This window comes from Edwardsiella anguillarum ET080813 (assembly GCF_000264765.2).
Taxonomy (GTDB): domain Bacteria; phylum Pseudomonadota; class Gammaproteobacteria; order Enterobacterales; family Enterobacteriaceae; genus Edwardsiella; species Edwardsiella anguillarum.
The window spans coordinates 1485604-1511773 of the sequence record NZ_CP006664.1 but is presented as its reverse complement, the minus strand read 5'-3'; the positions used below and the strand labels follow the sequence as shown (position 1 = coordinate 1511773).

15 protein-coding genes are annotated in these 26170 nt (G+C 61.9%); 6 read left to right on the top strand and 9 right to left on the bottom strand.

Annotation, left to right across the window (positions count from 1 at the left end; genetic code table 11):
* Positions 1–267: 267 nt before the first annotated feature.
* Positions 268–1776: a glycerol-3-phosphate dehydrogenase gene (glpD, locus tag ETEE_RS06810; RefSeq protein WP_034163933.1), complete on the top strand. Its 1509-nt coding sequence runs from the start codon at positions 268–270 to the stop codon at positions 1774–1776.
* 45 nt (positions 1777–1821) lie between these two features.
* Here the strand turns inward: glpD and glgP are convergent, their stop codons facing one another.
* From glgP to malP, 8 genes are all read right to left on the bottom strand, one after another.
* On the bottom strand, positions 1822–4269 hold the full coding sequence (gene glgP, locus ETEE_RS06805; RefSeq protein ID WP_034164078.1) for a glycogen phosphorylase: 2448 nt from the start codon (positions 4267–4269) through the stop codon (positions 1822–1824).
* Between the two features lie 148 nt (positions 4270–4417).
* Entirely contained in the window at positions 4418–5851 is a 1434-nt protein-coding gene (gene glgA, locus ETEE_RS06800) for a glycogen synthase GlgA (protein WP_034163932.1), read from the bottom strand.
* Between the two features lie 24 nt (positions 5852–5875).
* Positions 5876–7174: a glucose-1-phosphate adenylyltransferase gene (gene glgC, locus ETEE_RS06795; protein ID WP_034163931.1), complete on the bottom strand. Its 1299-nt coding sequence runs from the start codon at positions 7172–7174 to the stop codon at positions 5876–5878.
* A 54-nt stretch (positions 7175–7228) separates the two neighbouring features.
* Positions 7229–9208: a glycogen debranching protein GlgX gene (gene glgX / locus ETEE_RS06790; protein ID WP_034163930.1), complete on the bottom strand. Its 1980-nt coding sequence runs from the start codon at positions 9206–9208 to the stop codon at positions 7229–7231.
* Positions 9192–11402, bottom strand: coding sequence for a 1,4-alpha-glucan branching protein GlgB (gene glgB / locus ETEE_RS06785; RefSeq protein WP_034163929.1), 2211 nt, complete (start codon positions 11400–11402; stop codon positions 9192–9194). Before glgB ends, glgX begins: the two co-directional genes overlap by 17 nt.
* A gap of 234 nt (positions 11403–11636) precedes the next feature.
* A complete protein-coding gene (gene glgC / locus ETEE_RS06780) occupies positions 11637–12953 on the bottom strand; it encodes a glucose-1-phosphate adenylyltransferase (RefSeq protein ID WP_034163928.1) in 1317 nt (438 codons plus the stop codon).
* Between the two features lie 480 nt (positions 12954–13433).
* A complete protein-coding gene (malQ, locus tag ETEE_RS06775) occupies positions 13434–15527 on the bottom strand; it encodes a 4-alpha-glucanotransferase (protein ID WP_034163926.1) in 2094 nt (697 codons plus the stop codon).
* A gap of 9 nt (positions 15528–15536) precedes the next feature.
* Positions 15537–17942 carry a maltodextrin phosphorylase gene (gene malP, locus ETEE_RS06770; protein ID WP_034163924.1) on the bottom strand — a complete coding sequence of 802 codons (2406 nt, stop codon included), beginning with the start codon at positions 17940–17942 and terminating at the stop codon, positions 15537–15539.
* A gap of 476 nt (positions 17943–18418) precedes the next feature.
* Here malP and malT point away from each other — a divergent pair, with 476 nt between their 5' ends.
* Entirely contained in the window at positions 18419–21133 is a 2715-nt protein-coding gene (malT, locus tag ETEE_RS06765; protein ID WP_034163923.1) for an HTH-type transcriptional regulator MalT, read from the top strand.
* On the opposite strand, the gene ETEE_RS06760 is transcribed toward malT, so the two are convergent.
* The gene (locus ETEE_RS06760) at positions 21134–21739 is read right to left on the bottom strand and encodes a LysE family translocator (RefSeq protein WP_034163922.1); all 606 of its coding nucleotides are present in this window, start codon (positions 21737–21739) and stop codon (positions 21134–21136) included.
* Between the two features lie 99 nt (positions 21740–21838).
* On the opposite strand from ETEE_RS06760, the gene ETEE_RS06755 reads away from it, so the two are divergent.
* The 4 genes from ETEE_RS06755 (at position 21839) to ETEE_RS06740 (ending at position 26158) form a co-directional block, all read left to right on the top strand.
* Entirely contained in the window at positions 21839–22813 is a 975-nt protein-coding gene (locus tag ETEE_RS06755) for a hydrolase (protein WP_034163921.1), read from the top strand.
* A 5-nt stretch (positions 22814–22818) separates the two neighbouring features.
* Positions 22819–23043: a YheU family protein gene (locus ETEE_RS06750; protein WP_034163920.1), complete on the top strand. Its 225-nt coding sequence runs from the start codon at positions 22819–22821 to the stop codon at positions 23041–23043.
* A gap of 349 nt (positions 23044–23392) precedes the next feature.
* On the top strand, positions 23393–24025 hold the full coding sequence (crp, locus tag ETEE_RS06745; protein WP_000242755.1) for a cAMP-activated global transcriptional regulator CRP: 633 nt from the start codon (positions 23393–23395) through the stop codon (positions 24023–24025).
* 60 nt (positions 24026–24085) lie between these two features.
* A complete protein-coding gene (locus tag ETEE_RS06740; RefSeq protein ID WP_034163904.1) occupies positions 24086–26158 on the top strand; it encodes a YccS/YhfK family putative transporter in 2073 nt (690 codons plus the stop codon).
* The last annotated feature ends 12 nt before the right edge of the window (positions 26159–26170 follow it).

The window sequence follows — 26170 nt, the reverse complement described above, 5'->3', positions numbered from 1 at the left end:
TGGCCTCGAGGTCGATCCCATCACACCTCCGTCCGCAATGGGGACGCCGATAGCGTCCCCATTGGCCGGCCACCGCACCGCCCCCTCTTGTCTCCTCCGCCGACATGCCATTACCCCTACCCAGTGTAATGATAATATCAACTTTGTGTTATCTGTATCGCGTAGCTGTGTTTTTATTTGGTTAACGGATGGTGTGTTTGTTGCTTATCGCATATTATAGTGCTCGAAAACGAACATTATGGCGTATGGCAGAGAGCGGGAGGAGTCGTGGACATCAAAGACGTAATCGTCATCGGTGGTGGTATTAACGGTGCGGGGATTGCGGCCGACGCCGCCGGTCGTGGGCTATCGGTCCTGATGCTGGAGGCGCGCGACCTGGCCTGCGCCACCTCGTCGGCCAGCTCGAAGCTGATCCATGGCGGCCTGCGCTATCTTGAGCACTATGAGTTTCGATTGGTGAGCGAGGCCTTGGCGGAGCGTGAGGTGCTGCTGAAGATGGCGCCGCACATCGCCTTTCCGCTGCGCTTTCGCCTGCCGCATCAGCCGCATTTACGCCCGGCCTGGATGATCCGCGCCGGCCTGTTTCTGTATGATCATCTCGGTAAACGCACCAGTCTGCCGGGCAGCTGCGCTCTGCGCTTTGGCGTTGGCTCCGTGCTGAAGCCTAGCCTGACGCGCGGCTTTGAGTACTCCGACTGCTGGGTGGACGATGCCCGCCTGGTGGTGCTGAACGCCATGGCGGTGGTGGAGCGCGGCGGCGAGGTACGCACGCGCACCGAGGTGACCCGCGCCTGGCGGGAGGCGGGCATATGGGTGGTAGAGGCGCGCGACATCGACAGCGGGGAGACGCTGACCTGGCGCGCCCGTGGTCTGGTCAATGCCACCGGCCCGTGGGTCAAGCAGTTGTTTGATGACGGACTGCAGCTCAAGTCCCCCTACGGCATTCGGTTGATCAAGGGGAGCCATATCGTGGTTCCGCGGGTGCATGACCAACCGCAGGCGTATATTTTGCAAAATGAGGATCAGCGCATTGTCTTCGTGATCCCGTGGCTGGATGCGTTCTCCATCATCGGCACCACCGACGTGGAGTATCACGGCGATCCGCGCGCGGTGCAGATTGACGAGGGCGAAATAGACTATCTGCTTCAGGTCTACAATAGCCACTTTGTGCGCCAGCTGAACCGGCAAGATATCGTCTGGACCTACTCCGGGGTGCGCCCGCTGTGCGACGATGAGTCGGATTCGCCGCAGGCGATCACCCGTGACTATACGCTGGATATTCACGATCGGGACGGCGTGGCGCCGCTGCTGTCGGTCTTCGGCGGTAAGCTGACCACCTACCGTAAGCTGGCGGAGCATGCGCTGGAAAAGCTGCGTCCCTACTATCCGCACTGCGGCGATGCCTGGACCAGGGGGGCTGTGCTGCCCGGCGGGGAGATGGGCTGCGATCGGGACAGCTATGCCGTCGCGCTGCGTCAGCGCCACGACTGGCTGCCGCAGGCGCTGGCGCGCCGCTACGCTCATACCTACGGCGCGCGCAGTGAGGCGTTAATCGGCGCCGCGGCGTCGCTGGCCGACTTAGGCGAACACTTCGGTCATGGGCTGTATGCGGCGGAGCTCGACTATCTGGCGGCGCACGAGTGGGTCGCGACGGCGGAGGATGCTCTGTGGCGCCGCACCAAGCTGGGGATGTGGCTCGATGACGCGCAGCGTCAGCGGGTGGTTGAGTGGCTGGCGGCCCGGCGTCCGGCGGCGGAGACACCGTCGTCCTCCTGAAAATAGCCAAGGCCTCCTGCGGGAGGCCTTGGCACGCTGGGCTACTCAGAGCTTGACCGGTTTGATCTGCCAGATCTCGTCGGCATACTCACGAATGGTGCGGTCAGACGAGAAATACCCCATGTTGGCGATATTCAGCAGCGCCTTACGCGCCCACTCGTCGGGGTGCGCATACACCTCATCCACCTGATCCTGCATATCGACATAGCTGCGGTAGTCCGCCAGCAGCTGATAGTGATCGCCGAAGTTAATCAGCGAATCAAACAGACTGGCGTAGCGCCGCGGCTCCTCTGGGCAGAACAGCCCGGAGGCTATCTGGTTCAGCGCCTGGTTCAGCTCCGGATCGCGTTCGTAGTAGTCGCGTGGGTTATAGCCGTTACGCCGCAGCGCCTCCACCTCCTCGGTGGTATTGCCGAAGATAAACATGTTTTCGGCGCCGACTCGCTCGCGGATCTCGACGTTGGCGCCGTCCAGGGTGCCGATAGTCAGCGCGCCGTTGAGGGCGAACTTCATGTTGCTGGTGCCGGAGGCCTCGGTGCCGGCGGTTGAGATCTGCTCCGACAGATCGGCCGCCGGAATGATCAGCTGCGCCAGGCTGACGCTGTAGTTGGGGATGAATACGACCTTCAGCTGACCGCCCAGCCGCTCGTCGGCGTTGATCACCCTGGCGACGTCGTTGATCAGGCGGATGATCAGCTTGGCATTGTAGTAGGCGGAGGCCGCCTTGCCGGCGAAGATTTTCACCCGCGGTACCCGCTCCGCGTCCGGCTCCTGCAGGATACGGTTATACAGCGTAATGATGTGCAGCACGTTGAGCAGCTGGCGCTTATATTCGTGAATGCGTTTGACCTGGACGTCAAACAGCGCCTTGGGATTAATCACCGTATTCAGGTGTAGCGCGACGTACATCGCCAGCTGGCGCTTATTGTGCTGCTTGGCCAGCTGAATTTCGCGGATAAAGGTGGGATAGTCGGCGTGCGGCAGCAGCTCGCTGAGCATGCTCAGGTCGGTGCGCCAGCGCTGACCGATAGCGCCGTCCAGCACCTTTGACAGGGACTGATTGGCCTGCGCCAGCCAGCGGCGGGGAGTGATTCCGTTGGTTTTATTACAGAAGCGCCCAGGGAACAGGCGGGCGAAGTCGGCGAACAGCGAGGTGACCATCAGCTCTGAGTGCAGCTTGGAGACGCCGTTGACCTTGTGGCTGGCAACCACCGCCAGCCAGGCCATGCGCACCTGACGGCCGTTGCTCTCATCGATGATCGACACCCGGCGCAGCAGGGCATCGTCGTCGGGGTAGGCGTTCTGCACCTCCTTGAGAAAGTGGTCGTTGATCTCAAAGATGATCTGTAGATGGCGTGGCAGAATACGCCCCAGCATATCCACCGGCCAGGTTTCCAGCGCCTCGCTCATCAGGGTGTGGTTGGTATAGGAGAATATCTGCATGACGGCCTGCCAGGCCTGCTCCCAGTCGTAGTGATGCTCGTCGATCAGCAGGCGCATCAGCTCCGGAATGGAGAGCACCGGATGGGTGTCATTCAGGTGGATGGCCACCTTGTCTGCCAGGTTGTCCAGCCGATGGTGGGTGAGCAGATGACGGCTGATGATGTCCTGTACCGTCGCCGAGACCAGAAAGTACTCCTGGCGCAGACGCAGTTCGCGCCCGCAGTAGGTCGAGTCGTCCGGGTAGAGTACGCGCGATACGTTTTCCGAGTGATTTTTATCCTCAACGGCGGCAAAGTAGTCTCCCTGGTTGAATTTACCCAGGTTAATCTCGCTGCTGGCGCGCGCCGACCACAGGCGCAGGGTATTGGTCGCGCAGATATCAAAGCCGGGGATTATCTGATCGTAGGCCAGCGCCAGGACCTCTTCGGTCTCCAGCCAGCGGCTGCGGTTGCCCTCCTGCTGGATACGGCCGCCAAAGCGAACCCGGTAGCGGGTATTGTGGCGGACGAACTCCCAGGCGTTGCCATACTCCAGCCAGTTGTCCGGTGATTCGGCCTGCTGCCCGTTGACGATATTCTGTTTGAACATGCCATATTCATAGCGGATGCCATAGCCGTTGGCCGGTAGACCCTGGGTCGCCATCGAGTCCAGGAAACAGGCCGCCAGCCGCCCCAGACCGCCGTTGCCAAGCCCCGGGTCCAGCTCCTCGTTCAGCAGCTCATCCAGATCGATGCCCATTTCATCGAGCGCTTTCTTGGTCTCGTCGTACACGCCGATCGCCATCAGGGCGTTGGAGAGGGTACGTCCCAGCAGGAACTCCATCGAAAGGTAGTAGACCTGGCGTAGATCCTGCGAGTACTGGGCGCGAACCGAGCGCAGCCAGCACTCAACGATACGGTCGCGAACGGCGAACAGGGTCGCATTCAGCCAGTCGTGCTGGTTGGCGACGGAGGGATCCTTGCCGACGGTAAACATCAGCTTATAGGCAATAGAGTGTTTGAGCGCCTCAACGCTGACCACGGGGGACGTATAGTTAAAGGGTGAGTTAATCATGACAGCTCCCGATCCTCGGTGCCGGGCCATGCCCGGTTATAGTAGTACGGCGTTGGCCCCCGCGCATATCCGTTTGCCGCCAGGGGGCGCTCCGCCAGAGGGCCGGCCTGCGCCGGCCTGCATCGTATGGCCGCGTAGGCGTCGCCTACAGCAGTTGGCGGTACAGCGCCAGATAGCGTTCGGCGGCCAAATCCCAGCCGAATGACTGCGCCATGGCCTGGCGCTGCACGTAGCGCCACAGGGTCGGACGGTTCCACAATACCAGCGCCCGACGGATGGCGCTGGCGAGGTCGGCGGCGTTGGCGTCATGGAAGACGAAGCCGGTGGCGCTGCCGTCGGCCAGGTTTTCCAGCGCACAGTCGCTGACCGTGTCGGCCAGGCCGCCGGTGTGACGCACCAGCGGCAGCGAGCCGTATTTAAGGCCGTACAGCTGGGTCAGCCCACAGGGCTCAAATCGACTGGGTACCACGATCACGTCGGCGCCGGCCATGATGCGGTGCGAGAAGGCTTCGTGGTAGCCGATCTGGACGCCGACCTGTCCGGGGTATTCTGCGGCGACGGCGAGAAACGCCTCCTGCAGCTGGGCGTCGCCGGCGCCGAGCAGCGCCAGCTGAGCACCGCCCTCCAGCAGCGTAGGCAGCGCCGCCAGCAGCAGATCAAGCCCTTTCTGACCGGTGAGGCGGCTGACCACAGCGAACAGCGGTTTGTCGGCGTCAACCTCCAGCCCCATGGCCGTCTGCAGATGCAGCTTGTTATCCGCCTTATCGCGCAGCGTCTCCCGCCGGTAGGTGCGGGCGATCAGCGCGTCACTGGCCGGGTTCCAAATGGTATCGTCTACGCCGTTGAGGATCCCGCTCAGGGTGCCCTCCCGGGCGCGCCACTGCAGCAGCCCCTCCATGCCATAGGCAAACTCGGGATGCGTTATCTCCTGCGCATAGGTCGGACTGACGGTGGTCACGTGGTCGGCATAGTACAGACCGGCCTTCATGAAGGAGATTTGGCCGTGAAACTCCAGCCCGTAAATTTGGAAGAAGTGATGGGGCAGGGCTAGCTCGTCCAGATGGCGGGCGTTGAACAGCCCCTGGTAGGCCAGGTTGTGTACGGTAAAGACCGAGCGGGCAGGGTTGCCGCGCGCCGCCAGGTAGGCACAGGCTAGACCGGCGTGCCAGTCGTGGGCGTGAACTACCTGTGGGCGCCAGAAGGGATCGCAGTTACAGGCCAGTTCGGCGGCGATCCAGCCGAGCAGCGCAAAGCGCAGGTGGTTGTCGCCATAGGCGTTCTGCCACTGATCGTGGTAGGGGCTGCCGGGGCGCTGATACAGATGGGGCGCGTCGATCAGATAGACCCCGACGCCGCGGTAGACCCCATAGCGCAGGGTTACTCGCCCAGCAAAGGTGTCCAGGGTAGCCACTTCATCGCTGTCCGGGATCCCGGCGCAGATGGCCGGGAACCCCGGCACCAGTACGCGCACGTTGGCGCCCTGGGCTATCTGGGCGGCGGGCATAGCGCCGACCACATCGGCCAGGCCGCCGGTTTTCAGCAGCGGAAAAAGTTCAGAACACACGTGTAAGACGTACATTATTGCTCCTGTGCCTGCGGCCGATCAGGCCGCAGGGGATGATGACAGACGCGCGAGCATTTCACGCGTGACCAATACGATGCCGCTTTCCGAACGGTAAAAACGGCGGCTGTCCTCTTCGGCGTTTTCACCGATGACCATGCCCTCCGGCAGATGGCAGGCGCGATCGACGATGCAGCGGCGCAGCCGACAGGAGCGTCCGATGTAGACATCCGGCAGCAGCACGGAGGAGTCGATGGTGCAGAAGGAGTTAATGCGAACGCGCGGGAACAGCACGGAGTGCACGACGACCGAGCCGGAGATGATGCAGCCGCCGGAGACCAGCGAGTTCATGGTCATACCGTGGCTCCCCGAGCGGTCCTGCACAAACTTGGCCGGCGGCAGCGACTCCATGTAGGTGCGGATCGGCCAGTGGTTATCGTACATATCCAGCTCCGGGGTGACCGATGCCAGATCGAGGTTGGCCCGCCAGTAGGCGTCCAAGGTGCCGACATCGCGCCAGTAGGGCGGGGTATCGGCGTTCCCGCTGGTGACGCAGGAGAGCGTGAACGGGTGCGCCCAGGCACGGCCCTGCGCGGTGGCCTTAGGGATCAAATCTTGGCCGAAGTCGTGGCAGGAGCCGGGGGTATGAATATCCTCCTCCAGCAGTTGAAACAGGTAATCGGCGTTGAATACATAGATCCCCATGCTGGCCAGGGACATTTCGGGATCGCCCGGCATGCCCGGCGGCTGGGCCGGTTTTTCTAAAAACTTGAGGATACGGTGGTCGTCGCTGACTTCCATCACCCCAAAGGCGTTGGCTTCGGCGCGCGGCACCGGGATACAGGCGACGGTGCAGCCGGCGCCGTTTTCCACGTGGTCGAGCAGCATGCGCGAGTAGTCCATCTTGTAAATATGGTCGCCGGCCAGGATCACCACGTAGTCCGCCTGATAGCGGCGGATGATGTCCAGGTTTTGGTAAACGGCGTCGGCGGTGCCGCGATACCAGGTTTCCGAGGCATCGCGCTGCTGGGCTGGCAGCAGATCGACAAACTCGTTCATGGATTCGTTGAGGATCGACCAGCCGCGCTGGATGTGCTGCACCAGCGTATGGGAGTGGTACTGGGTGATCACCCCGATGCGCCGAATGCCGGAGTTGATACAGTTGGAGAGCGCAAAGTCGATAATGCGGAACTTCCCGCCAAAGTGGACCGCCGGCTTGGCGCGGGTCTTGGTGAGATCTTTCAGGCGCGAGCCGCGGCCGCCGGCCAGGATCAGCGCAACGGACTGCTGCGGCAGTTGGCGGGCCAACATCAGTTTATTTTGATTGTCCGATTTCACCATTTCCGACTCCTTATAAAAGGCCGCTCGCGCCGTCAAGGACGCAGCGCCAGCGCGCTAAATGCGCATAAAAAGACAGCAGCTGCGCGCCGCAAGATGCTGGCATCCGCCCTGCATGTCTTCCCGTAATACGGCAAACGGCGGCGGAATATGCCAGTCGCCCGGCGGCAGGACGATCGCCTGCGCCTGTGGCCCGCCGTTGATCACTAATAACCACTGCTCCGCCAGCAGGATCTGCAGCGCCACGGGGGGCACCGCCTGCCACTGCGCCTCCGTCATGGGCTGGGCATCGGCATTCAGCCAGCGTACGCTGCCGTCATTCTCGTTCCACCAGCGATTGTCGGTCAGCGTCGCGATACGGCGGCGCAGGTGGATCAGCTGGGCGGTAAACTGCAGCAGTCCCTCGTCGGCCTGGCGCCAGTCGAGCCAGGTGATGGGGTTATCCTGACAGTAGGCGTTATTGTTGCCCTGCTGGCTATGGCCAATCTCATCTCCGGCCAGCAGCATTGGCGTCCCCTGCGCCAGCAGCAGCGCGGTGAGCAGCGCTCGGGCGCTGGCTTGGCGCCGCGCCTGGATCTCATCCTCGGCATCAATGCCCTCTACGCCATGGTTGTGGCTGTAATTGTGGGTATTACCGTCGCGGTTGTTCTCCCCGTTAGCCTGGTTATGGCGCTGGCTGTAGCTGAGCAGGTCGCGCAGGGTGAATCCATCATGGCAGGTGATGTGGTTGATGCTGGACGAGGGCGTGCGCCCGTGGTGACGAAACAGATCGCTGGAGGCGGCGAAACGGGTAGCGAAGAGGCCGTTGGGCAGATCGCTATGCAGCCAGAAACGGCGCATATCATCGCGGAAGCGATCGTTCCACTCGGCGAAGTATTGGGGAAAATGGCCCAGTTGGTAGCCGTTTGGACCGATATCCCAGGGCTCAGCAATAAATTTAACCCGCGCCAGCAGCGGATCCTGGGCGATGGCGACAAACAGGGGGGAGTGGCGGACAAAGTCCGGCGTCCGCCCCAGTACTGTTCCCAGATCGAAGCGGAATCCATCAACGTGACAGGTTTCTACCCAGTAGCGTAGGCAATCCATGACCCACTGCACGCTGTGGGTCTTGGTCAGCCGCAGGGTATTGCCGCAGCCGCTCCAGTTTTCCAAGGCACCCTGCCCGTTGCGCCAGTAGTAGCTGCGGTTATCGATGCCGCGCAGCGAGACCATCGGTCCGCGCTCGTCCAACTCTGCGGTATGGTTAAACACCACGTCGAGTATCACCTCGATCCCCGCACGGTGCAGGGCGTTGACGGCGGCGCAGAATTCGCTCAGCGGCGTGGTGCCGGGACGCCCGGAGTGGTAGCGCGGTTCAATGGCGAAGGGGGCCAGCACGTTGTACCCCCAGTAGTTGCTTAGCCCCAGCCGCTGCAGGCGGGGCTCATCCGCATGCAGCTGGATGGGGAGCAGTTCCAGGGCGGTGATCCCCAGACGGGCGTAATGCTCCAGCATGATGGGGTGGGCCAGCGCCGCGTAGCTGCCGCGCAGATCCGGCGGGATGCCGGGATGCAGCCGGGTCAGGCCGCGGACGTGGGCCTCGTAGATAACCGTGCTGCCCCAGGGCGTATTGGGCGGCGCATCCTCCCGCCAGGCATACTGCTCGTCGCTGACGATGCAGCGCGGTAGCAGGTCACGGTTGTCACGCCAGTCCGGATCGCTCAGGCCACCGCACAGGCGGTCGTCCGCCGGCAGCGTGTGGCTCAGCGCCCGCGCATAGGGATCCAGCACCATCTTGGCCGGGTTAAAACGCAGCCCTTTCTCCGGCTGCCAGGGGCCGTATACGCGGTAGGTGTACTCCAGCCCGGCGTATCCGCCGGGCAGTAGGCCGTGCCAAATATCGCCGCTGCGCGCCGGCAGTTCATAGGACTGTTGATGGCCGTCCCTATCGAACAGGCACAGCTCTATGCGCTGCGCGTGCGCCGAGTAGATGGCGAAGTTGACCCCCTGCGGCGTCAGATGCGCGCCCAGTGGGTAGGGTTTACCCGGCCTGAGCATCGTCTCCGTCCCCATTATCCAGACACAGATAGAGCGTCGACAGCGGCGGCAGGGTTAGCTGGATGGAGTACTCACAGCCGTGGCTGCCCACCGCCTCGCTGAGTACGCCGCCCTGATTGCCACTGTTGCTGCCGTGGTAGTGGCTGGAGTCGGTATTGAGAATTTCGCGATAGCGCCCCGGCAGATCGACGCCGATACGGTAGTGATGACGCGGAACCGGCGTAAAGTTACTGACCACCAGCACCTCATTGCCCATATCGTCGCGGCGGACAAAGGCGAAGACCGAGTTCTGATCGTCATCGACCACTCGCCAGCGGAAGCCGCGCGCGTCGCAGTCCCAGCGGTGTAGGGCGCCGCAGTTGCGATAGCAGAGGTTCAGATCCCGCACCAGTCGCTGGACGCCGTGGTGCTCGTTATCTTCGCCCTCCAGCAGGTGCCAGTCCAGGCTGGACTCGTGGTTCCATTCGCGCCCCTGGGCAAATTCCCCGCCCATAAACAGCAGCTTTTTGCCGGGATGCGCCCACATAAAGCCGTAGTAGGCGCGCAGGTTGGCGAATTTCTGCCAGGCGTCACCGGGCATTTTATCCAGCAGCGAGCCCTTGCCGTGCACGACCTCGTCGTGGGAGAGGGCCAGCACAAAGTTTTCGCTCCAGGCGTACAGCAGGCCGAAGGTCATCAGATTGTGATGGTATTTGCGATAGACCGGATCGTGCTTCATGTAGTTGAGGGTATCGTGCATCCAGCCCATGTTCCACTTGAAGTGGAAGCCCAGGCCGCCGGTGTCCGGCGGCAGGGTGACGCCGGAAAAGTCGGTGGACTCTTCGGCCATGCAGACGCTGCCGGGCTGCTGTTCTCCCAGGGTCCGGTTGGTATAGCGCAGGAACTCGATGGCCTCCAGATTCTGGTTTCCGCCGTGGCAGTTGGGAACCCATTCGCCCGCGGCGCGGCTGTAGTCGCGGTAGACCATCGAGGCCACGGCGTCGACGCGCAGGCCGTCGATGCCATAGCGCTCCTGCCAGAACAGGGCGTTGCCCGCCAGGAAGTTACGCACCTCATAGCGACCATAGTTGTAGATCAGGGTATTCCAGTCTTGGTGGAAGCCTTCGCGCGGATCGGCATATTCATACAGCGCGGTGCCGTCGAAGTTGGCCAGCCCCCACTCGTCGCTGGGAAAGTGGCCGGGAACCCAGTCGAGCAGGACGTTGATCCCGGCGGCGTGGGCGGCATCGATAAATTCGCGGAACTCCTGCGGCGTGCCATAGCGCCGGGTCGGTGCGTATAGCCCCAGCGGCTGATAGCCCCAGGAGCCGTCGAAGGGGTGTTCATTGATCGGCAGCAGCTCGATATGGGTAAAGCCCATCTCTTTGACATAGGGGATGAGCTGCTCGGCCATCTCCCGGTAGCTCAGCCAGTAGCCGTTGTCGCTGTGGCGTCGCCAGGAGCCGAGGTGCACCTCATAGATGGAGATCGGGGCGCTGAAGCCATTGGCGGCGCTTCGTTGGGCGCTGATGGCGCTTCTTTCCGGCAGCGGGGCGACCAGCGAGGCGGTATCCGGCCGCATCTGGGCTTCAAAGGCGTAGGGATCGGCTTTCAGCACCCGCTCGCCGCGGGCGTCGATCAGCTCAAACTTATACAGCTCACCCGCTTCTACGCCGGGGATGAACAGCTCCCAGATGCCGCTTTCCCGGCGCAGGCGCATCGGATGGCGGCGCCCGTCCCAGACGTTAAAGTTGCCGACCACCGAGACGCGCTGGGCGTTGGGTGCCCAGACGGCGAAGCTGACGCCGCGGATATCGGCCAGTTGGGTCAGGTGGGCGCCCAGCCGCTCATAGGGACGCAGATGGGTGCCCTCTTTAAGCAGCCAGTTATCGATCTCGCCTAACAATGGCCCGAAACGGTAGGGATCTTCCAGTAGCTGCTGATGATTGGCCCAGGTGACGCGCAGTAGATAAGGGAAGGGATTCTTACGCCGCGGCACTAGGCCGCAGAAGAAACCGCCCTCATGGAGCCGCTCCAGCGTAGCCAGCGTGCGCCCGTTTTTACGGTCGACCACCTGAACCGATTCTGCCTCGGGCATCAGCGCCCGCACGGCCAGCCCTTTGGCCGTCGTGTGCATCCCCAGCAGAGCGAAGGGATCGGCGCACTGGCCGGCGAGCAGTTGTTGGATCTTGTGAGTGCTGGGAAGTTCGGACATGGCATTCTTCCTTTAATTGACGGCAGGGGGTGCGTTCTACCCTAAAAGCGACGGAGCAGGGGAACGGGGTGCATCCTCATGCCGGCCATTCAGTCTGGGCGCTGACAGGGGACATCGGCACCCCGCAGCGCAAAAATGTTTCCTTAATGCGCGATGGCGGGCTTTGGCCGCCGCGACCCTGATTAAGCATAGTCAGCTTTGGGCGGCGGATAAGGCCCGGCGCACTTTTTGCCGTCAGGCCGGTACGGCCATGATGGGCGCCGCCTGGCGCACCGCCGGCAGGTTGGCCAACGCCTCTTGCGTCACTAAGACGATCCCATTAGGGCTGCGGTGAAAATAACGCGCGTCCTGCTGGGGGTCTTCGCCGATGGTCAGGCCATCCGGCAGGCGGCAGCCGCGATCGATGACGCAGCGCTGCAGGCGGCAGCCGCGCCCGACATAGACCTCCGGCATCAGAACGCTGGCCTCAATTCGCGCCTCTGGGGCGACCTCGACACGCGCGGAGAGGATCGCGTTATGGATCTGGGCGCTGTCGATGACGCAGCCGCCGCCGATCAGGGCGTTTTCAATGACGTTACCGGCGTGGCGGGCCGACTGCTTGAAGCGGGCCGGCGCCAGCTGGGCATGTTTGCTGATGATGGGCCAGTTCGGATCGAACGGATCCAGGCGCGGCGGGGCGCTGATCAGATCGATGTTGGCTTCCCAGTAGGCGTCCAGAGTGCCGACATCGCGCCAATAGGCTTCGCCGTCGGCGGTAAACCCCATGCAGGAGCGGCCAAAGGGATGTGCATAGGCGACGCTTTCGCGTACTGCGGCCGGAATAATATCCTGGCCAAAGTCGAAGCTGGTTTCCGGATCGGTCTGCGCCTCTTCCAGCGCCTGATAGAGATAGTCGGCGTTGAAGATATAGATCCCCATCGATGCCAGCGAGCGCTGCGGGTTGCCCGGCATGGCCGGAGGGTGCGACGGTTTTTCTTCAAAACGGGTGATGCGGAACTGCTCATCGACCGCCATCACGCCAAAGGCGTGGGCCTGTTCGCGGGGAACCTCGATGCAGCCGACGGTGCAGCGTGCGCCGGACTTCACGTGATCCAGCAGCATTTGGGCATAGTTCATTTTATAAATATGGTCGCCAGCCAGGATCACCACATATTCTGGCCGGTAATGACGCTGCATGATCTCTTTATTCTGGTATACCGCATCGGCGGTGCCGCGATACCAGCATCCCTCTTCCAGCTGCTGGCGGGCCGGCAGCAGATCGATAAACTCGTTGCGCTCGGCGTGCAGAAATGACCAGCCGTGCTGAATATGACGCAGCAGCGAGTGTGCCTTGTACTGGGTGATCACCCCTACGCGGCGCAGGCCGGAGTTAATACAGTTTGAAAGGGTGAAGTCGATGATGCGAAAACGGCTGCCAAAATAGACTGCGGGTTTGGCCCGGCCGTCGGTCAGGCCATTAAGACGGGTTCCCCGTCCGCCGGCTAATACCAGCGCCACCGTCCGTTGGGTTAATTGGCCGATCAGAGCAATATCTGTAACGCTATGAGTCATGGTCACTTCCTTTTTGACAATTCCATATGCCGCCCCGCCCGCCGCCAGGCAAGGGAAAGCGCGGATGGCGCCTGTCATCCGCAACAACAGTTTGGCGATCCAGTATTAGCGTACTGCGGTGTAATAATAACGGACATCATTGATATAAATGAAATAAACTGAATGCTTATTTAATACCAAAATAATACGTTAACTGCTCATGACAATCACACTGTGATCGATAATGTAAACTCACTCTTTTTTAAATTCAATGAGAGATTGTGCTATTGCGCAGGATGCCGGAATAAATGGATAGCGAGAGATATTACTTATATGGATAACATCTGCTAAATTAGCGTTAAATTTGAAGGTGGATATATATTGGTATTAAGTTGGGATGGGTTGATTTATAAGGAGGAATATTTTTTCTTAGCATAAAAAACGGAAGTTGCAAATAAATCACGGCTGTTTTTTAGCAGCCATGATTTATTGTTTTAGCCTCTAGCCCGCGGAAACTTTTTTACGGCGCTGATCCAAATCTTTTATCAATCGATTAATTTGCATATTATTAAACATATCCTCCAGCGTCACGCTCAGCTTGCGGCGCCAGTTCGGGTATTCATCACAGGTGCCGGGAACGTTGACCGGCGCCGCCATGTTCAGCCAATCCTCCGGCTGCAGTCCGAGCAGGGCGCTGGCGCTGTCGGCCACGTAGCGTTGGATCCCGCGGCTCAGGACGGGCGTCATCGCCATACGGTCCGCGTGCCGTCCGCTGCGCTGCGGCAGGCAGCCGTAGTGGTGCAGTCCGTCAAGCAGCCCCTGCTTGGCGGCGGCGCGGCCGCGGTACAGCCCGGCCAGAACCTCGGCGTCGGGGTAGAGCCCCAGCCGCTCACCGAGCCGCAGATCGTCGGCCTGCCAATAGCCGTTCAGCGTCGGCAGGTCGTGGGTGGTCACCGTCGCCATGGCCTGTACGTTATAGGTCTGCGGCGCTCGAAAGACGTTTTCGCTATCGTGCTCAAAGTAGAGCACCTTGTAGGAGTACACGCCGTATTCGCGCAGCTTGGCGATGATTTCGACCGGTACGGTGCCGAGATCTTCGCCGATGACCATGCAGCGGCTACGCTGGCTTTCCAGCGCCAGAATGGCCAGCAGATCGTCGAGGGGATAGCCGACATAGGCGCCCTCTGATGCCGCCTCACCCTGCGGTATCCACCATAGCCGCAGCAGCGACATCACATGATCGATGCGCAGCGCGCCGCAGTGGCGCATGTTGGCGCGCAGCATGTCGATGAACGGTTGATAGGCGAGGTCGCGCAGCGTATGGGGATCCATCGGCGGCAGTCCCCAGTTTTGCCCCAGCGGGCCGAGGATGTCGGGTGGGGCGCCGACCGAGGCGCGCAGGCAGTAAAGCTCTGGTTCACTCCAGGTCTCCGCACCGCCCTCGGCGACGCCCACCGCCAGATCGCGGTACAGTCCGATCGGCATCGATTGGCGGCAGGCCTGCTGATAGCAGTCGGCCAGCTGGCTGTCTGCCAGCCACTGTAGCCACAGAAAAAACGTCACCTCCTGCGGATAGCGCTGACAGAAGCGGGCAACCTCCGGGCTATCGGCGCGGCGCAGGGACGGCGGCCAGACAGGCCACCCCCACATCTGCTCATCCTCACTGTGCAGGTGGCGGTGCAGGGCGTCAAACGCGGCCTGGTGGCGCAGGCTATCTCCCCCCTGGCGGACAAAGTGGCGGAAAGCGCTGGCCCGGGCATCGGCGCCCTGTGCGTCGAACGCGTGAAAGGCCAGGCGCAGCCCCTCCAGCTTCAGGGCGTATACGGCGGGATAATCGACCCAGTCGCTGGCGCGGGCGGCGTCCAGACGCTGACGGGTCGCGGGATCCTGCCACCATCGCTGGGCGGCGTCGCTGCGCTGGAACTCGTCGACCCGGTTGACATCAATATAGATGATGTTCAGCCAGCGACGTGATGACGGGCTGTAGGGGCTTATGCTGTGCGGGTTGGCGGGATACAGGGCATGGATGGGATTCAGGCCGACAAAGGCGCCGCCGCGCTGGGCGAGCTGTCCGATCAGCTGGGCCAGATCGCCGAAGTCACCGATCCCCCAGTTCTGCGCGGAGCGCAAGGTATACAGCTGTACGCAGGCGCCCCAGAGCTTTCGGCCGGTCAGCAGGGCGTCCGGCTCATGGCAGCGCGCCGGTGCAATAATGATCCGGCACGGCCACTGCTGCTGCCCGTCGCTGAGCAGCAGGCGGTGGTAGCCCAGCGGCAGGTCGTGCGGCAGCGCCAGATGCTTACGCCGGCTCAGTCGACCCTGATAGGCCGGCTGGGCGTCGTTTTCCAGCGTGAGGGACCAGTGGTAGTGGCCCCCCTGACGCAGGGCGATGACCGGCGTACTCCGCTGTCCGGCCACCAGGACGGCCGGTAGCGGCGCATCGGCGGGCGTACGCGGCGGCATGGCGTCGAGCAGGCGCCGTTTGGTCTGCGCGCTGATGGCCTGAACGCGGCCGTGCGCGTTGATATAGCTGTCGGCGATCCCCGCCTGGGCCGCCTGCTGCTCCAGGAGGGTGTGCGGCGTAGTGCGTTGCATGGCGACTCCTTAACGCTGGCGCTGCCAGATGCGCTGTTGATAGTCGCGGATGGCCCGATCGGCGCTGAACATGCCCACCCGTGCCGTGTTGAGGATGGTCTTCTCGGTCCACGCTTCGCTATCGCGGTAGAGGGTGTCCACCCGGGCCTGTGTCTGGCAGTAATCGGCGAAGTCAGCCAGCACCAGATAGGGGTCGCCGCCCTGCAGCAGGCTGTGCAGCATCATGTCAAAGGCGTGGCGGTCGCCCTGGCTGTAGTGGCCGGAGCCCAGCTCATCGATGATGGCCTTCAGACGTTTGTCCTGCCGATAGAGGCGGAGCGGGTCGTAGCCGGCGGCCAGGGTCGCCTTCACCTCTTCGACGGTCAGGCCGAAGATGAAGATATTCTCTTCTCCCACCTGCTCGGCGATCTCGACGTTGGCGCCGTCCAACGTACCCACGGTCAGCGCGCCGTTCAGGGCCAGCTTCATGTTACCAGTGCCGGAGGCCTCTTTCCCCGCGGTGGAGATCTGCTCTGATACGTCGGCCGCCGGGATCATCAGCTCGGCCAGGGAGACGCGGTAGTCGGGTAGAAAGGCGACCTGCAGGCGATCCTTGACCCGCGGGTCGCTGTTGATGACCTCTGCCACCCGGTTGATGGCATAGATGATGTTTTTGGCCAGGTAGTAGCCCGGCGCTGCCTTGGCCCCGAACAGGAAGACGCGCGGAGCTCGATCGGCGTTGGGATTGGCGCGCAGCTCATGGTACAGGGAGAGGATATGCAGCAGGTTGAGGTGCTGACGCTTGTACTCATGCAGCCGCTTGATCTGTACGTCGAAGATGGCGTCGGTATTCAGCGTCAGCCCCTGGGTCTGCCGAACGTAGTGGGCCAGCGCCGCTTTATTCTGCTGCTTGATCTGACGGTACGCCGCGCGGAACCCGGTCTGGCCGGCATAGGGCTCCAGCGCGCGGAGGGCATCCAGATCGTTGGCCCATTCGCGCCGTAGTGTATTGTCGATCAGCGTAGACAGGGCCGGGTTACACTGCTTGAGCCAGCGGCGCGGGGTGATCCCGTTGGTCACGTTATGGAATTTTTGCGGCCACAGCTGGTGGTACTCGGGGAACAGATCGCTTTTGACCAGCGCCGAGTGCAGCTGCGCGACGCCGTTGACGGCAAAGCCGGCGACGACGCACAGGTTGGCCATGCGCACCCGTCGATCGTGTACGATAGCGACGCGTTGCCACAGCGCCTTATCGCCCGGCCAGCGCTGCTCGACCAGCTCGCGGAAGCGGGCGTTGATCTGGCGGATGATGTCATGGTGGCGCGGGAGCAGGCTGCGGATCAGGCTTTCGCTCCAGCACTCCAGCGCCTCTGGCATCAGCGTATGGTTGGTGTAGGCAAAGGTCTGGCCGGTGATGGCCCAGGCCTGATCCCAGTCCATGCCGTGCTCATCGAGCAGAATGCGCATCAGCTCGGGGATGGCGATGGTCGGGTGCGTATCGTTGAGCTGGATGACCTCATACTGCGCCAGATCGTCGATACGGCGCCCGGCCAGATGGTGTCGGCGCAGGATATCGGCCAGCGAGCAGGCGCAGTGGAAGTATTGCTGCATCAGGCGCAGCCGTTTGCCGGCCGGGTGGTTATCGTTGGGATAGAGTATCTTGGTCAGCTTGGCGGCCTCTATTCCCTGGCGCTCGGCGCGCAAAAACTGCCCGCGATCAAAGCTGTCGAGATCGAAGGGATGATCGTGACAGGCGACCCACAGACGCAGCGGCTGGCTGATGCCGTTGCGGTAGCCGACTACCGGCAGATCGCGCGCGACGCCGCGCAGGGTTAGCGCCGGCTGCCAGCGCAGCGCGCCGTTTTCACGCAGCAGTTTGCCGCCCAGGCTGACGTGGACATCCCGCGCCCGATTGTGACGCATCCACGGGTAGTCGTCCCGCTCCCAGGCATCCGGGGCCTCCTGCTGCTGGCATGCCTGAAAGGACTGGCGGAACAGTCCATACTGGTAGCACAGGCCATAGCCGATGGCCGGCTGTTTAACGCAGGCCATGGCGTCGAGGAAGCAGGCCGCCAGGCGGCCGAGGCCGCCGTTGCCCAGCGCCGGATCGACCTCTTGCTCCAGCAGATCGCTTAACGCGATGTCATAGCGTTCAAGGGCCTGGGCGACGGCGGGATACCAGTCTAGATTGAGCAGATTATTGCCGGTCAGGCGGCCGATGAGAAACTCCATCGACAGATAGTTTACGCGGCGTTGGCCATCGTCGGACGCGCTGGCCGGGCGGGTTGCGGCCGCCAGCTGCGCCGAGCAGGCCAGGCTGACCGCCTGCCACCACTGATGCGGCGTCATTTGCGCTGCGCTCTCCATTCCCAATCCTTGCCAGTGGCGGGTCAGCGCCGCGTGGAAAGCCTGCTGATCGAACGGGGTATACGACATAGGCATCTCTCTCAAAGCGTCAAAATGAAAGTATTAAGTATGATGGCCATCCTGACGATCTCGCCGAGTGAAAACATCCTCCCGTCGTCGGCTGAGCTGGGGAGGAGCCACAGGGCGTAGTCAGAAGTGTGATCGGTGCCGCGCTATAGCAGGGCTATAATCACGTTACGTTACCGTTTCGCGCTGTACTGATCGTCGGGTTATAACAGCAAAATATGGACTATTAGCGGCGATTGAGCGGCAAATGAGATTAACTCGGTAAAAAATGTGATCAGCCGCAATTTCCTGTTATTGGGGGCTGAACCCCGGTTGCAATAGCGCGCGCATTGTCAGACCTTAAAGGACAGCTATTAATTACGAGGCGCAAAATAAATAGGCGCCCGTAGCGGCGATTTCTGGGGCAGGGTGTCGCTCCTGCGCGCGAACCGGCACGGGCCGAGCGCCGAGGAGGGACACCGGAAGGGGTACGGGTAACTATGCTGATTCCGTCGAAATTAAGCCGTCCGGCGCGGCTGCAGACTACGGTGGTGCGGGAACATTTACTGACCAGACTGGATGCGGCGCGCAATTACCGTCTGGTGTTGGTCAATGGCCCCGCAGGGTACGGTAAGACGACCCTGATGGCGCAGTGGGCGCAGGAGAAGGCACACCTGGGCTGGTATTCGCTGGATGAAAGCGACAACCAGCCGGAGCGCTTTGCCAGCTACCTGATTGCCGCCCTGCAGCAGGCCACCGGCGGCCACTGCGCTAAAAGCGAGGCGATGAGCCAGAAGCACCAGTATGCCACGCTGTCTGCGCTGTTCTCCCAGCTGTTCATTGAACTGGCCGATTGGCAGACGCCGCTGTATCTGGTGATCGACGATTATCATTTGCTCACCCATCCTCCGCTGCATGAGGCGATGCGCTTCTTCCTGCGTCATCAGCCCGATAATCTGACCCTGTGTCTGATGTCACGCACGCTGCCCCCGCTGGGGATTGCCAATTTGCGGGTGCGTGAGCAGCTGCTGGAGATCAATACCCGTCAGTTGGCCTTTAACCACCGCGAAGCCAGCCAGTTTTTTCATCAGCGTCTGAGTGCGCCGCTGGCCGATGACGAAATGCATGCGCTGTGCGATGAGGTCGAAGGCTGGCCGACGGCGCTGCAGCTGATCGCGCTGTCGGCGCGTCAGTCATCGGCCCAGGCTCAGGCATCGGCTCGCCGCCTGGCACGCATCAATGCTACGCATCTGGCGGACTACCTGGCGGATGAGGTGCTGGATCGGGTGGATGACGATACGCGCGGCTTTCTGCTGCAGTGTTCGGCGCTGCGTTCGATGAACGACGCGCTGATCTGCGCTCTGACCGGCGAGGAGGAGGGCCAGCTGCGTCTGGAGGAGCTGGAGCGGCAGGGGCTATTTATCCACCGTATGGACGGCGACGGGGAGTGGTTCTGTTTTCACCCGCTGTTCGCTCACTTCCTGCGCAGCCGTTGCCAGCGGGAGATGGCGAGCATACTGCCGCAGCTGCACCGCCGCGCGGCGCAGGGTTGGCTGGATCAGGGGTTTCCGGCGGAGGCGATCCACCACGCGCAGGCGGCCGGAGACACGGCGTTGCTGCGCGATATTCTGCTGCAGCACGCCTGGGCGCTCTTCCACCAGAGTGAGCTGGCGCTGCTGGAGTCCTGCCTGAATACCCTGCCGTACGACGTGTTGATCCAGAATCCCAGCCTGGCGCTGCTGCAGGCCTGGCTGGCGCAGAGTCAGCACCGCTACGGTGAGGTCAACACGCTGCTGGCGCGCGCCGAGCAGGAGATGGGGCTGCGTCAGATCTCGCTAGAGGCGGCGCTGCAGGCCGAGTTCGACGCGCTGCGAGCCCAGGTCGCGATCAATGGCGGGCGACCGCACGATGCCGAGCGCTTAGCGACTGAGGCGCTGCGCCATCTGCCGATCGGCAGCTATTACAGCCGGATCGTGAGCAGCTCCGTGTTAGGCGAGGTGCTGCACTGTAAAGGGGTTCTGGCGCGGGCGCTGCCGATGATGCAGCAGACCGAGCAGGTGGCTCGTCGCCACCAGACCTACCACTATGCTCTGTGGGCGCTGCTACAGCAGAGTGAGATCCTGATAGCCCAGGGGTTCTTGCAGGCCGCCTACGAGACCCAGGATAAGGCCTTTGAACTGGTCGACGAGCAGCATCTGCAGCAGCTGCCGATGCATGAGTTTTTACTGCGCATCCGCGCCCAGGTGCTGTGGTCGTGGATGCGGCTAGACGAGGCGGAGCGCGCGGCGCGCGATGGGCTGGCGGTGCTGGCCAACTTTGAACCGCAGCAGCAGCTGCAGTGTCTGGCGCTATTGGCCAAGTGCTCGCTGGCGCGCGGCGATCTGGATAACGCCGGACAGCATCTGCGCCGCTGCGAAACCCTGCTGCAGGCCGGAAACTATCACAGCGACTGGCTGGTGAATGCGGATAAGGCACGGGTGATCTACTGGCAGATTACCGGCGATCGTCAGGCGGCCAGTCGCTGGCTGCTGCAGGCGGTGCGCCCGGCGGCGTCGGATAACCACTTTTTACAAGGGCAGTGGCGTAATATCGCGCGGGTTCAGATTATGCTGGGACAGTATGATGAGGCTCAGGCGGTGCTAGAGCAGCTGAATGCGGCGGCGCGTCGGCTGCGCCTGGTCAGCGATCTGAACCGTAACCTGCTGCTGAGCAACCTGCTGTATTGGCACACGGATCGCAAAAGCGAAGCCCTGCGCGTGCTGATGGAGGCGCTGAGCCTGGCCAATCGCACCGGCTTTGTCAGCCACTTTGTCATTGAGGGTGAGGTGATGGCCCAGCAGCTGCGTCAGCTGCTGCAGCTCAATACCCTGCCGGAGATGGAGGTGCATCGTGCTCAGCGGATTCTGCGTGATATTAACCAGCATCACCGGCATAAGTTTGCCCATTTTGACGAACAGTTCGTCGAGCGTTTGCTGAACCATCCCCAGGTGCCGGAGCTGATCCGTACCAGTCCGCTGACCCAGCGCGAATGGCAGGTGCTGGGGCTCATCTATTCGGGCTACAGCAACGAGCAAATCGCCGATGAGCTGGCGGTGGCGGCGACCACCATTAAAACCCATATCCGCAATCTGTATCAGAAACTGGGGGTGGCACACCGTCAGGAGGCCGTGCGTCAGGCGCAGGATATCATGCGTCTGATGGGCTATGGGGTCTGATCAGCGCCAGATCAGCAGTACGCAGGCGGCGGTCAGCGTCCCCATGGCCAGGTTAAAGGTGAACCAGGCGCGTCGGCTTTGCAGCAGGCGCCCGATCAGGGTGCCGAAGCCTAACCACAGCGCGCCGGCCAGCAGATTGACCAAGAGCATTCCCAGGCTGATGGCGGCGATGGTCATCAGATAGCGCTCGCCGGGCAGGCTAAAGCTGGTTACCGCGCCCAGGGCCATCAGCCAGGCCTTAGGGTTCAGAAACTGCAGCAGCCAGCCCTGTCGCCAGCTGACGGCGTCGTCTAAGGCGACGCTACCGTCGCTCAGGCGGGTATAGCGCGACGTCGCCACCTTCCAGGCGATATACAGCAGGTAGAGGCTGCCCGCGCCTTTGAGCAGGGTGTGCAGCGTCGGGTAGAGCAGCAGTAGGCTGCCAACGCCAAAGGCGATCAGCAGCAGCAGCGTTTGCATGCCTAGCATGATGCCGAGCATGAGCGGCAGCGAGCGGTAAAACCCCAGATTGGCGCTGGAGCTGGTCAACAGCATATTGTTGGGGCCTGGGGTCACGGCTGCAACCCACAGGAAACCCAGCAGGGAGAGAAACAGAGGGCTGTCCATGCTAAACCGGCTCCAATTTTGTGCCTAGGGGGTGTTTTGACCCTAACAGTGTGTTATTGATGGTACAAGTATTCCCCGGATGAATTTTCTTCACGCAGCATGAGTGTTTCCACCTTTTCACCGCCCCGCGCCCTACGCAATCCGCACCTGCAGACGATCTTGCCGCGGCTGCTGCGCCGGCGCGCCCTATTGACGCCGGTGTGGCAGCGTTTAACCCTACCGGACGGCGATTTTATCGATCTGGCCTGGAGCGAAGCTCCGCAGCCCGCCCGTTATAAACCGCGGGTGGTTCTGTTCCATGGTCTGGAAGGCAGCGTGCATAGCCCTTATGCCCACGGCCTGCTGCACGCCTGTCGGGAGGCCGGCTGGCTGGCGGTTGTGATGCACTTTCGTGGCTGCAGCGGTGAGCCCAACCTGACGCCGCGTTTTTACCACTCCGGGGAAACCGGGGACGCGCGCTTTTTTCTGGCGTGGCTGCGCCGCACCTTCGGTCAGGTGCCCACCGCGGCGGTCGGGTTTTCCCTGGGGGGTAATATGCTAGGTTGTTATCTGGCCGAAGAGCAGGCGCAGGCCCCGCTGGAGGCCGCGGTCATGGTCTCGGCGCCGCTGGTGCTGTCGGCCTGCGCGACGCATCTGGAGCACGGCGTGGCGCGGATTTACCAGCGTTACCTGTTACATGAGCTCAAGCAGAGCGCCCGGCGTAAGCTGCGCCGCTATCCGGAGATGCTGGATCTCGATCCGCTACAGCTGCGGCGTATGCGCAGGCTGCGCGAATTTGACGATCAGATCACCGCACGCCTGCACGGGTTTCGCGATGCGGATGACTACTATCGGCGCTGCAGTGCCCTGCCGCGGCTGCCGACGATCCGTCAGCCGCTGTTGATCATTCAGGCGCGCGACGATCCCTTTATGACGTCGGCGGTGATCCCGCCGCCGGGATCGCTGCCGTCCAATATCGAATACCAGCTGACGGCGTTTGGCGGCCACGTCGGCTTTATCGGCGGTACGCTGCGACATCCTCTTCCGTGGCTGGAGCAGCGCATTCCCGCCTGGTTAGCCCCCTATTTGGAGTAAAACGCGTGATCATTCCCTGGCAACAGATAGCCCCAGAGACGCTGGATAGCCTGATCGAGGCTTTCGTCCTGCGTGAGGGGACCGACTATGGCGAACAGGAGAGGAGCCTGGCGCAGAAGGTGGAAGATGTGCGGCGCCAGCTGAAGTGCGGTGAGGCGGTCGTGGTATGGTCCGAGCTGCATGAAAGCGTCAATATTATGCCGCGCAGCCAGTTTAAGGGCGCGGATTAGCGCACGTTGGCGTATTTTCCCCGCTGCGCCCGGCGCCGCGCTGTGCAAATAAAAGGCAAAAGCGCCGCGAACGGAGAAAAAACGGCGGCGAACAGTGAGCTATTCCATGCTGAAGCGAGACAGTGCGAGACAGTAAGGCCAAGCTATGTTACAAACTAAGCCGACATGCACCTTTAATGGAATGAAGCGGGTATAGATCAAGATCGCCGGGGATCATCTCCCTTAGGCTATGGAAACTATATTCGACAAGTGCAGTGCTATAGCAGGTTACTAGGCAGTTTCCCGGCCCCGTCCGGCGGGGGTGCGTTTGGCGCACCGGGGATGCGATAACAACAGAGGATAATAGCGAATGGTTCTCGGCAAACCGCAAACAGATCCAACTCTCGAATGGTTCCTGTCCCATTGCCATATTCATAAATATCCGTCCAAAAGTACCTTGATTCACCAGGGTGAAAAAGCGGAGACGCTTTATTACATCGTAAAGGGATCTGTAGCGGTACTGATTAAGGATGAAGAGGGTAAGGAGATGATCCTCTCCTACCTGAACCAGGGCGACTTCATTGGCGAGCTGGGGCTGTTTGAGGAAGGGCAGGAGCGCAGTGCCTGGGTGCGGGCGAAGACCGCCTGTGAGGTGGCTGAAATTTCCTACAAGAAATTCCGTCAGCTGATCCAGGTTAACCCGGATATTCTGATGCGTCTGTCTGCCCAGATGGCGCGTCGTCTGCAGGTCACGTCAGAGAAAGTCGGTAACCTGGCCTTCCTGGATGTGACCGGCCGTATTGCCCAGACGTTGCTGAATCTGGCCAAGCAGCCGGATGCGATGACGCACCCGGACGGCATGCAGATTAAGATCACCCGTCAGGAGATCGGCCAGATTGTGGGCTGCTCCCGTGAAACGGTAGGACGTATTCTGAAGATGCTGGAGGATCAGAACCTGATCTCGGCACACGGTAAAACCATCGTCGTCTACGGGACGCGTTGATTTTGCGCCCGCGCCGCATGGGCGGCGCGGAATCTTCAACCCATCCCCAGGATGGTGCTCATGTGGCGGCGGTTTATCTACCACCCTGAAGTGAACTATGCACTGCGCCAGACGCTGGTTTTGTGTCTGCCGGTGCTGTTCGGGCTGATGGTAGGCCAGCTGCAGCAGGGGCTGCTGTTTTCTCTAGTCCCAGTCTGCTGCAATATCGCCGGTCTTGACACCCCCCATAAACGCTTCTTTAAACGCCTCGCGGTGGGCGGCACCCTGTTTGCGCTCGGCAGCCTGTTACTGCAGATGGCCCTGCTGTGGTCGGTGCCGCTGCCGCTAGCCATGCTGCTTTTGGCGCTGCTGTTTGGCGTCAACGGCGAGATCAGTCCGCTGCACGCCCGTTTACTGCCGGCAACGCTGGTTGCGGCCATCTTCACCCTCAGCATGGTGGGGATGGTGCCCGTCTGGCAGGGGCCGCTGCTGTATTTGGTCGGCACGATTTGGTATGGCGCCTTCACCTGGTTTTGGTTTGTCCTGTGGAAAGGGCAGCCGATCCGCGAAACTCTGAATCAGCTGTACCTGGAGCTGGCGGACTACATCGAGGCCAAGTATAGCCTGCTCACGCAGCACAGTGACCCGCAGACGGCGCTGCCGCCGCTGCTGAACCGCCAGCAAAAGGTGATGGACCTTATCAGCGTTATCTACCAGCAGATGCACATGCTGTCCCTGGTCCATAACCCGGAGTATAAGCGGTTGGTGCGCTACTTTCAGGTGGCGCTGGATTTACAGGAGCATATTACCGTCAGCCTCTCCCAGCCGGAGGAGGTACAAACGCTGGTGGCGCGGAGCCAGGCGGAGGCGATCATCCGCCGCAATGCGCAGGTGGTGGCCGGGCGTCTGCGGGTGCTGGCGGATGACATTCTGTACCACCGCTACCCGCAGCATTTCTCTATGCGCAGCGAGGTGTCGGCGCTGGAAAAGCTGGCCAGCCGCTACCCGGAGAATCCAGTTGGGCAGTTCTGTCTGCACCACTTTAGCCGGATGGCGCGTTTGCTGGAGCGACAGCGTCCGCTCTATCAGCGTCAGCTGATGGCGACCCAGCAGCGGCTGCCGTTCTGGCCGGCGCTGCGCGCCTACTGCTCCCTGAGGTCGGGCGCGCTACGCAACGCGCTGCGTCTGGGGCTGACGTTGGCGGCCGGCAGCGGGCTGGGGATCCTGCTGGCGCTGCCTAAGCCCTATTGGATCATGCTGACCACCATGCTGGTGATCCAGAATGGCTATAACGCGACGCGGGTGCGTATTCAGCACCGGGCGATGGGCACCTTTGCCGGTCTGATCATCGCCGCCGGCCTGCTGCAGCTGACGCTGAGCGAATATGTGATGCTGCTGGTGATGCTGCTGGTGACGCTGGGCGCCTACCTGGTGCTGCGTAAGAATTACGGTCTGGCGGTGATTGGCTTTACGGTCAGCGCCGTATTCACCCTGCAGCTGCTGGCGCTGAACGGCTCGCACTTTCTGGTGCCGCGCCTGGTGGACACGCTGCTGGGCTGTATTCTGGCCTTCGCCAGCACTATCTGGCTGTGGCCGCAGTGGCAGAGCGGGCTGCTGCGTAAAAATGCCCATCAGGCGCTGGAGGCCTATCAGGATGAGCTGCGCCTGTTGCTCTCCGCCGAGCCGGGTGTCAGTGAGCTAGCCTATGCCCGGATGCGCAGCAATCAGGCACAGAACACGCTCTACTCCTCGCTGAGCCAGGCGATGCAGGAGCCGGGCTTTGATTCGCGCTACCTGGCGGACATGCGGCTGTGGATCAGCCACAGCCAGTTTATTGTCGAGCATTTGAATGCCATGACCATTCTGGCGCGCGAGCACTATATGCTGACGTCGCGCCTGGCGCAGGACTATCTGCAGTGCGGCGAGATCGCGCTGCAGCTGTGTCAGCAGCGTCTGGAGCACGATGGCCCGAGCAGCAACGACAGCCAGGCAGTGCCGATACCGGAGCCGTCGCAGGGGATGCCGATGACGCCGATGGAGGTGCATCTGCGCCGCATTCTGTCGCACCTGCGCACCATGCATACCATTTCATCTATCGCCTGGCGCCAGCGCCCGCATCATGGGCTGTGGCTCAGCCGTCGACTGCGTGACTGATCCGGGAGCGCC

Bases quoted from the DNA above. Each gene is read 5' to 3' on its own strand.
- glgB (WP_034163929.1), bottom strand. From the start codon at position 11,402: ATGTCCGAACTTCCCAGCACTCACAAGATCCAACAACTGCTCGCCGGC.
- glgA (WP_034163932.1), bottom strand. From the start codon at position 5,851: ATGTACGTCTTACACGTGTGTTCTGAACTTTTTCCGCTGCTGAAAACC.
- malQ (WP_034163926.1), bottom strand. From the start codon at position 15,527: ATGCAACGCACTACGCCGCACACCCTCCTGGAGCAGCAGGCGGCCCAG.
- malT (WP_034163923.1), top strand. From the start codon at position 18,419: ATGCTGATTCCGTCGAAATTAAGCCGTCCGGCGCGGCTGCAGACTACG.
- glgX (WP_034163930.1), bottom strand. From the start codon at position 9,208: ATGCTCAGGCCGGGTAAACCCTACCCACTGGGCGCGCATCTGACGCCG.
- glgC (WP_034163931.1), bottom strand. From the start codon at position 7,174: ATGGTGAAATCGGACAATCAAAATAAACTGATGTTGGCCCGCCAACTG.
- ETEE_RS06755 (WP_034163921.1), top strand. From the start codon at position 21,839: ATGAGTGTTTCCACCTTTTCACCGCCCCGCGCCCTACGCAATCCGCAC.
- ETEE_RS06760 (WP_034163922.1), bottom strand. From the start codon at position 21,739: ATGGACAGCCCTCTGTTTCTCTCCCTGCTGGGTTTCCTGTGGGTTGCA.
- glgC (WP_034163928.1), bottom strand. From the start codon at position 12,953: ATGACTCATAGCGTTACAGATATTGCTCTGATCGGCCAATTAACCCAA.
- crp (WP_000242755.1), top strand. From the start codon at position 23,393: ATGGTTCTCGGCAAACCGCAAACAGATCCAACTCTCGAATGGTTCCTG.
- malP (WP_034163924.1), bottom strand. From the start codon at position 17,942: ATGTCGTATACCCCGTTCGATCAGCAGGCTTTCCACGCGGCGCTGACC.
- ETEE_RS06740 (WP_034163904.1), top strand. From the start codon at position 24,086: ATGTGGCGGCGGTTTATCTACCACCCTGAAGTGAACTATGCACTGCGC.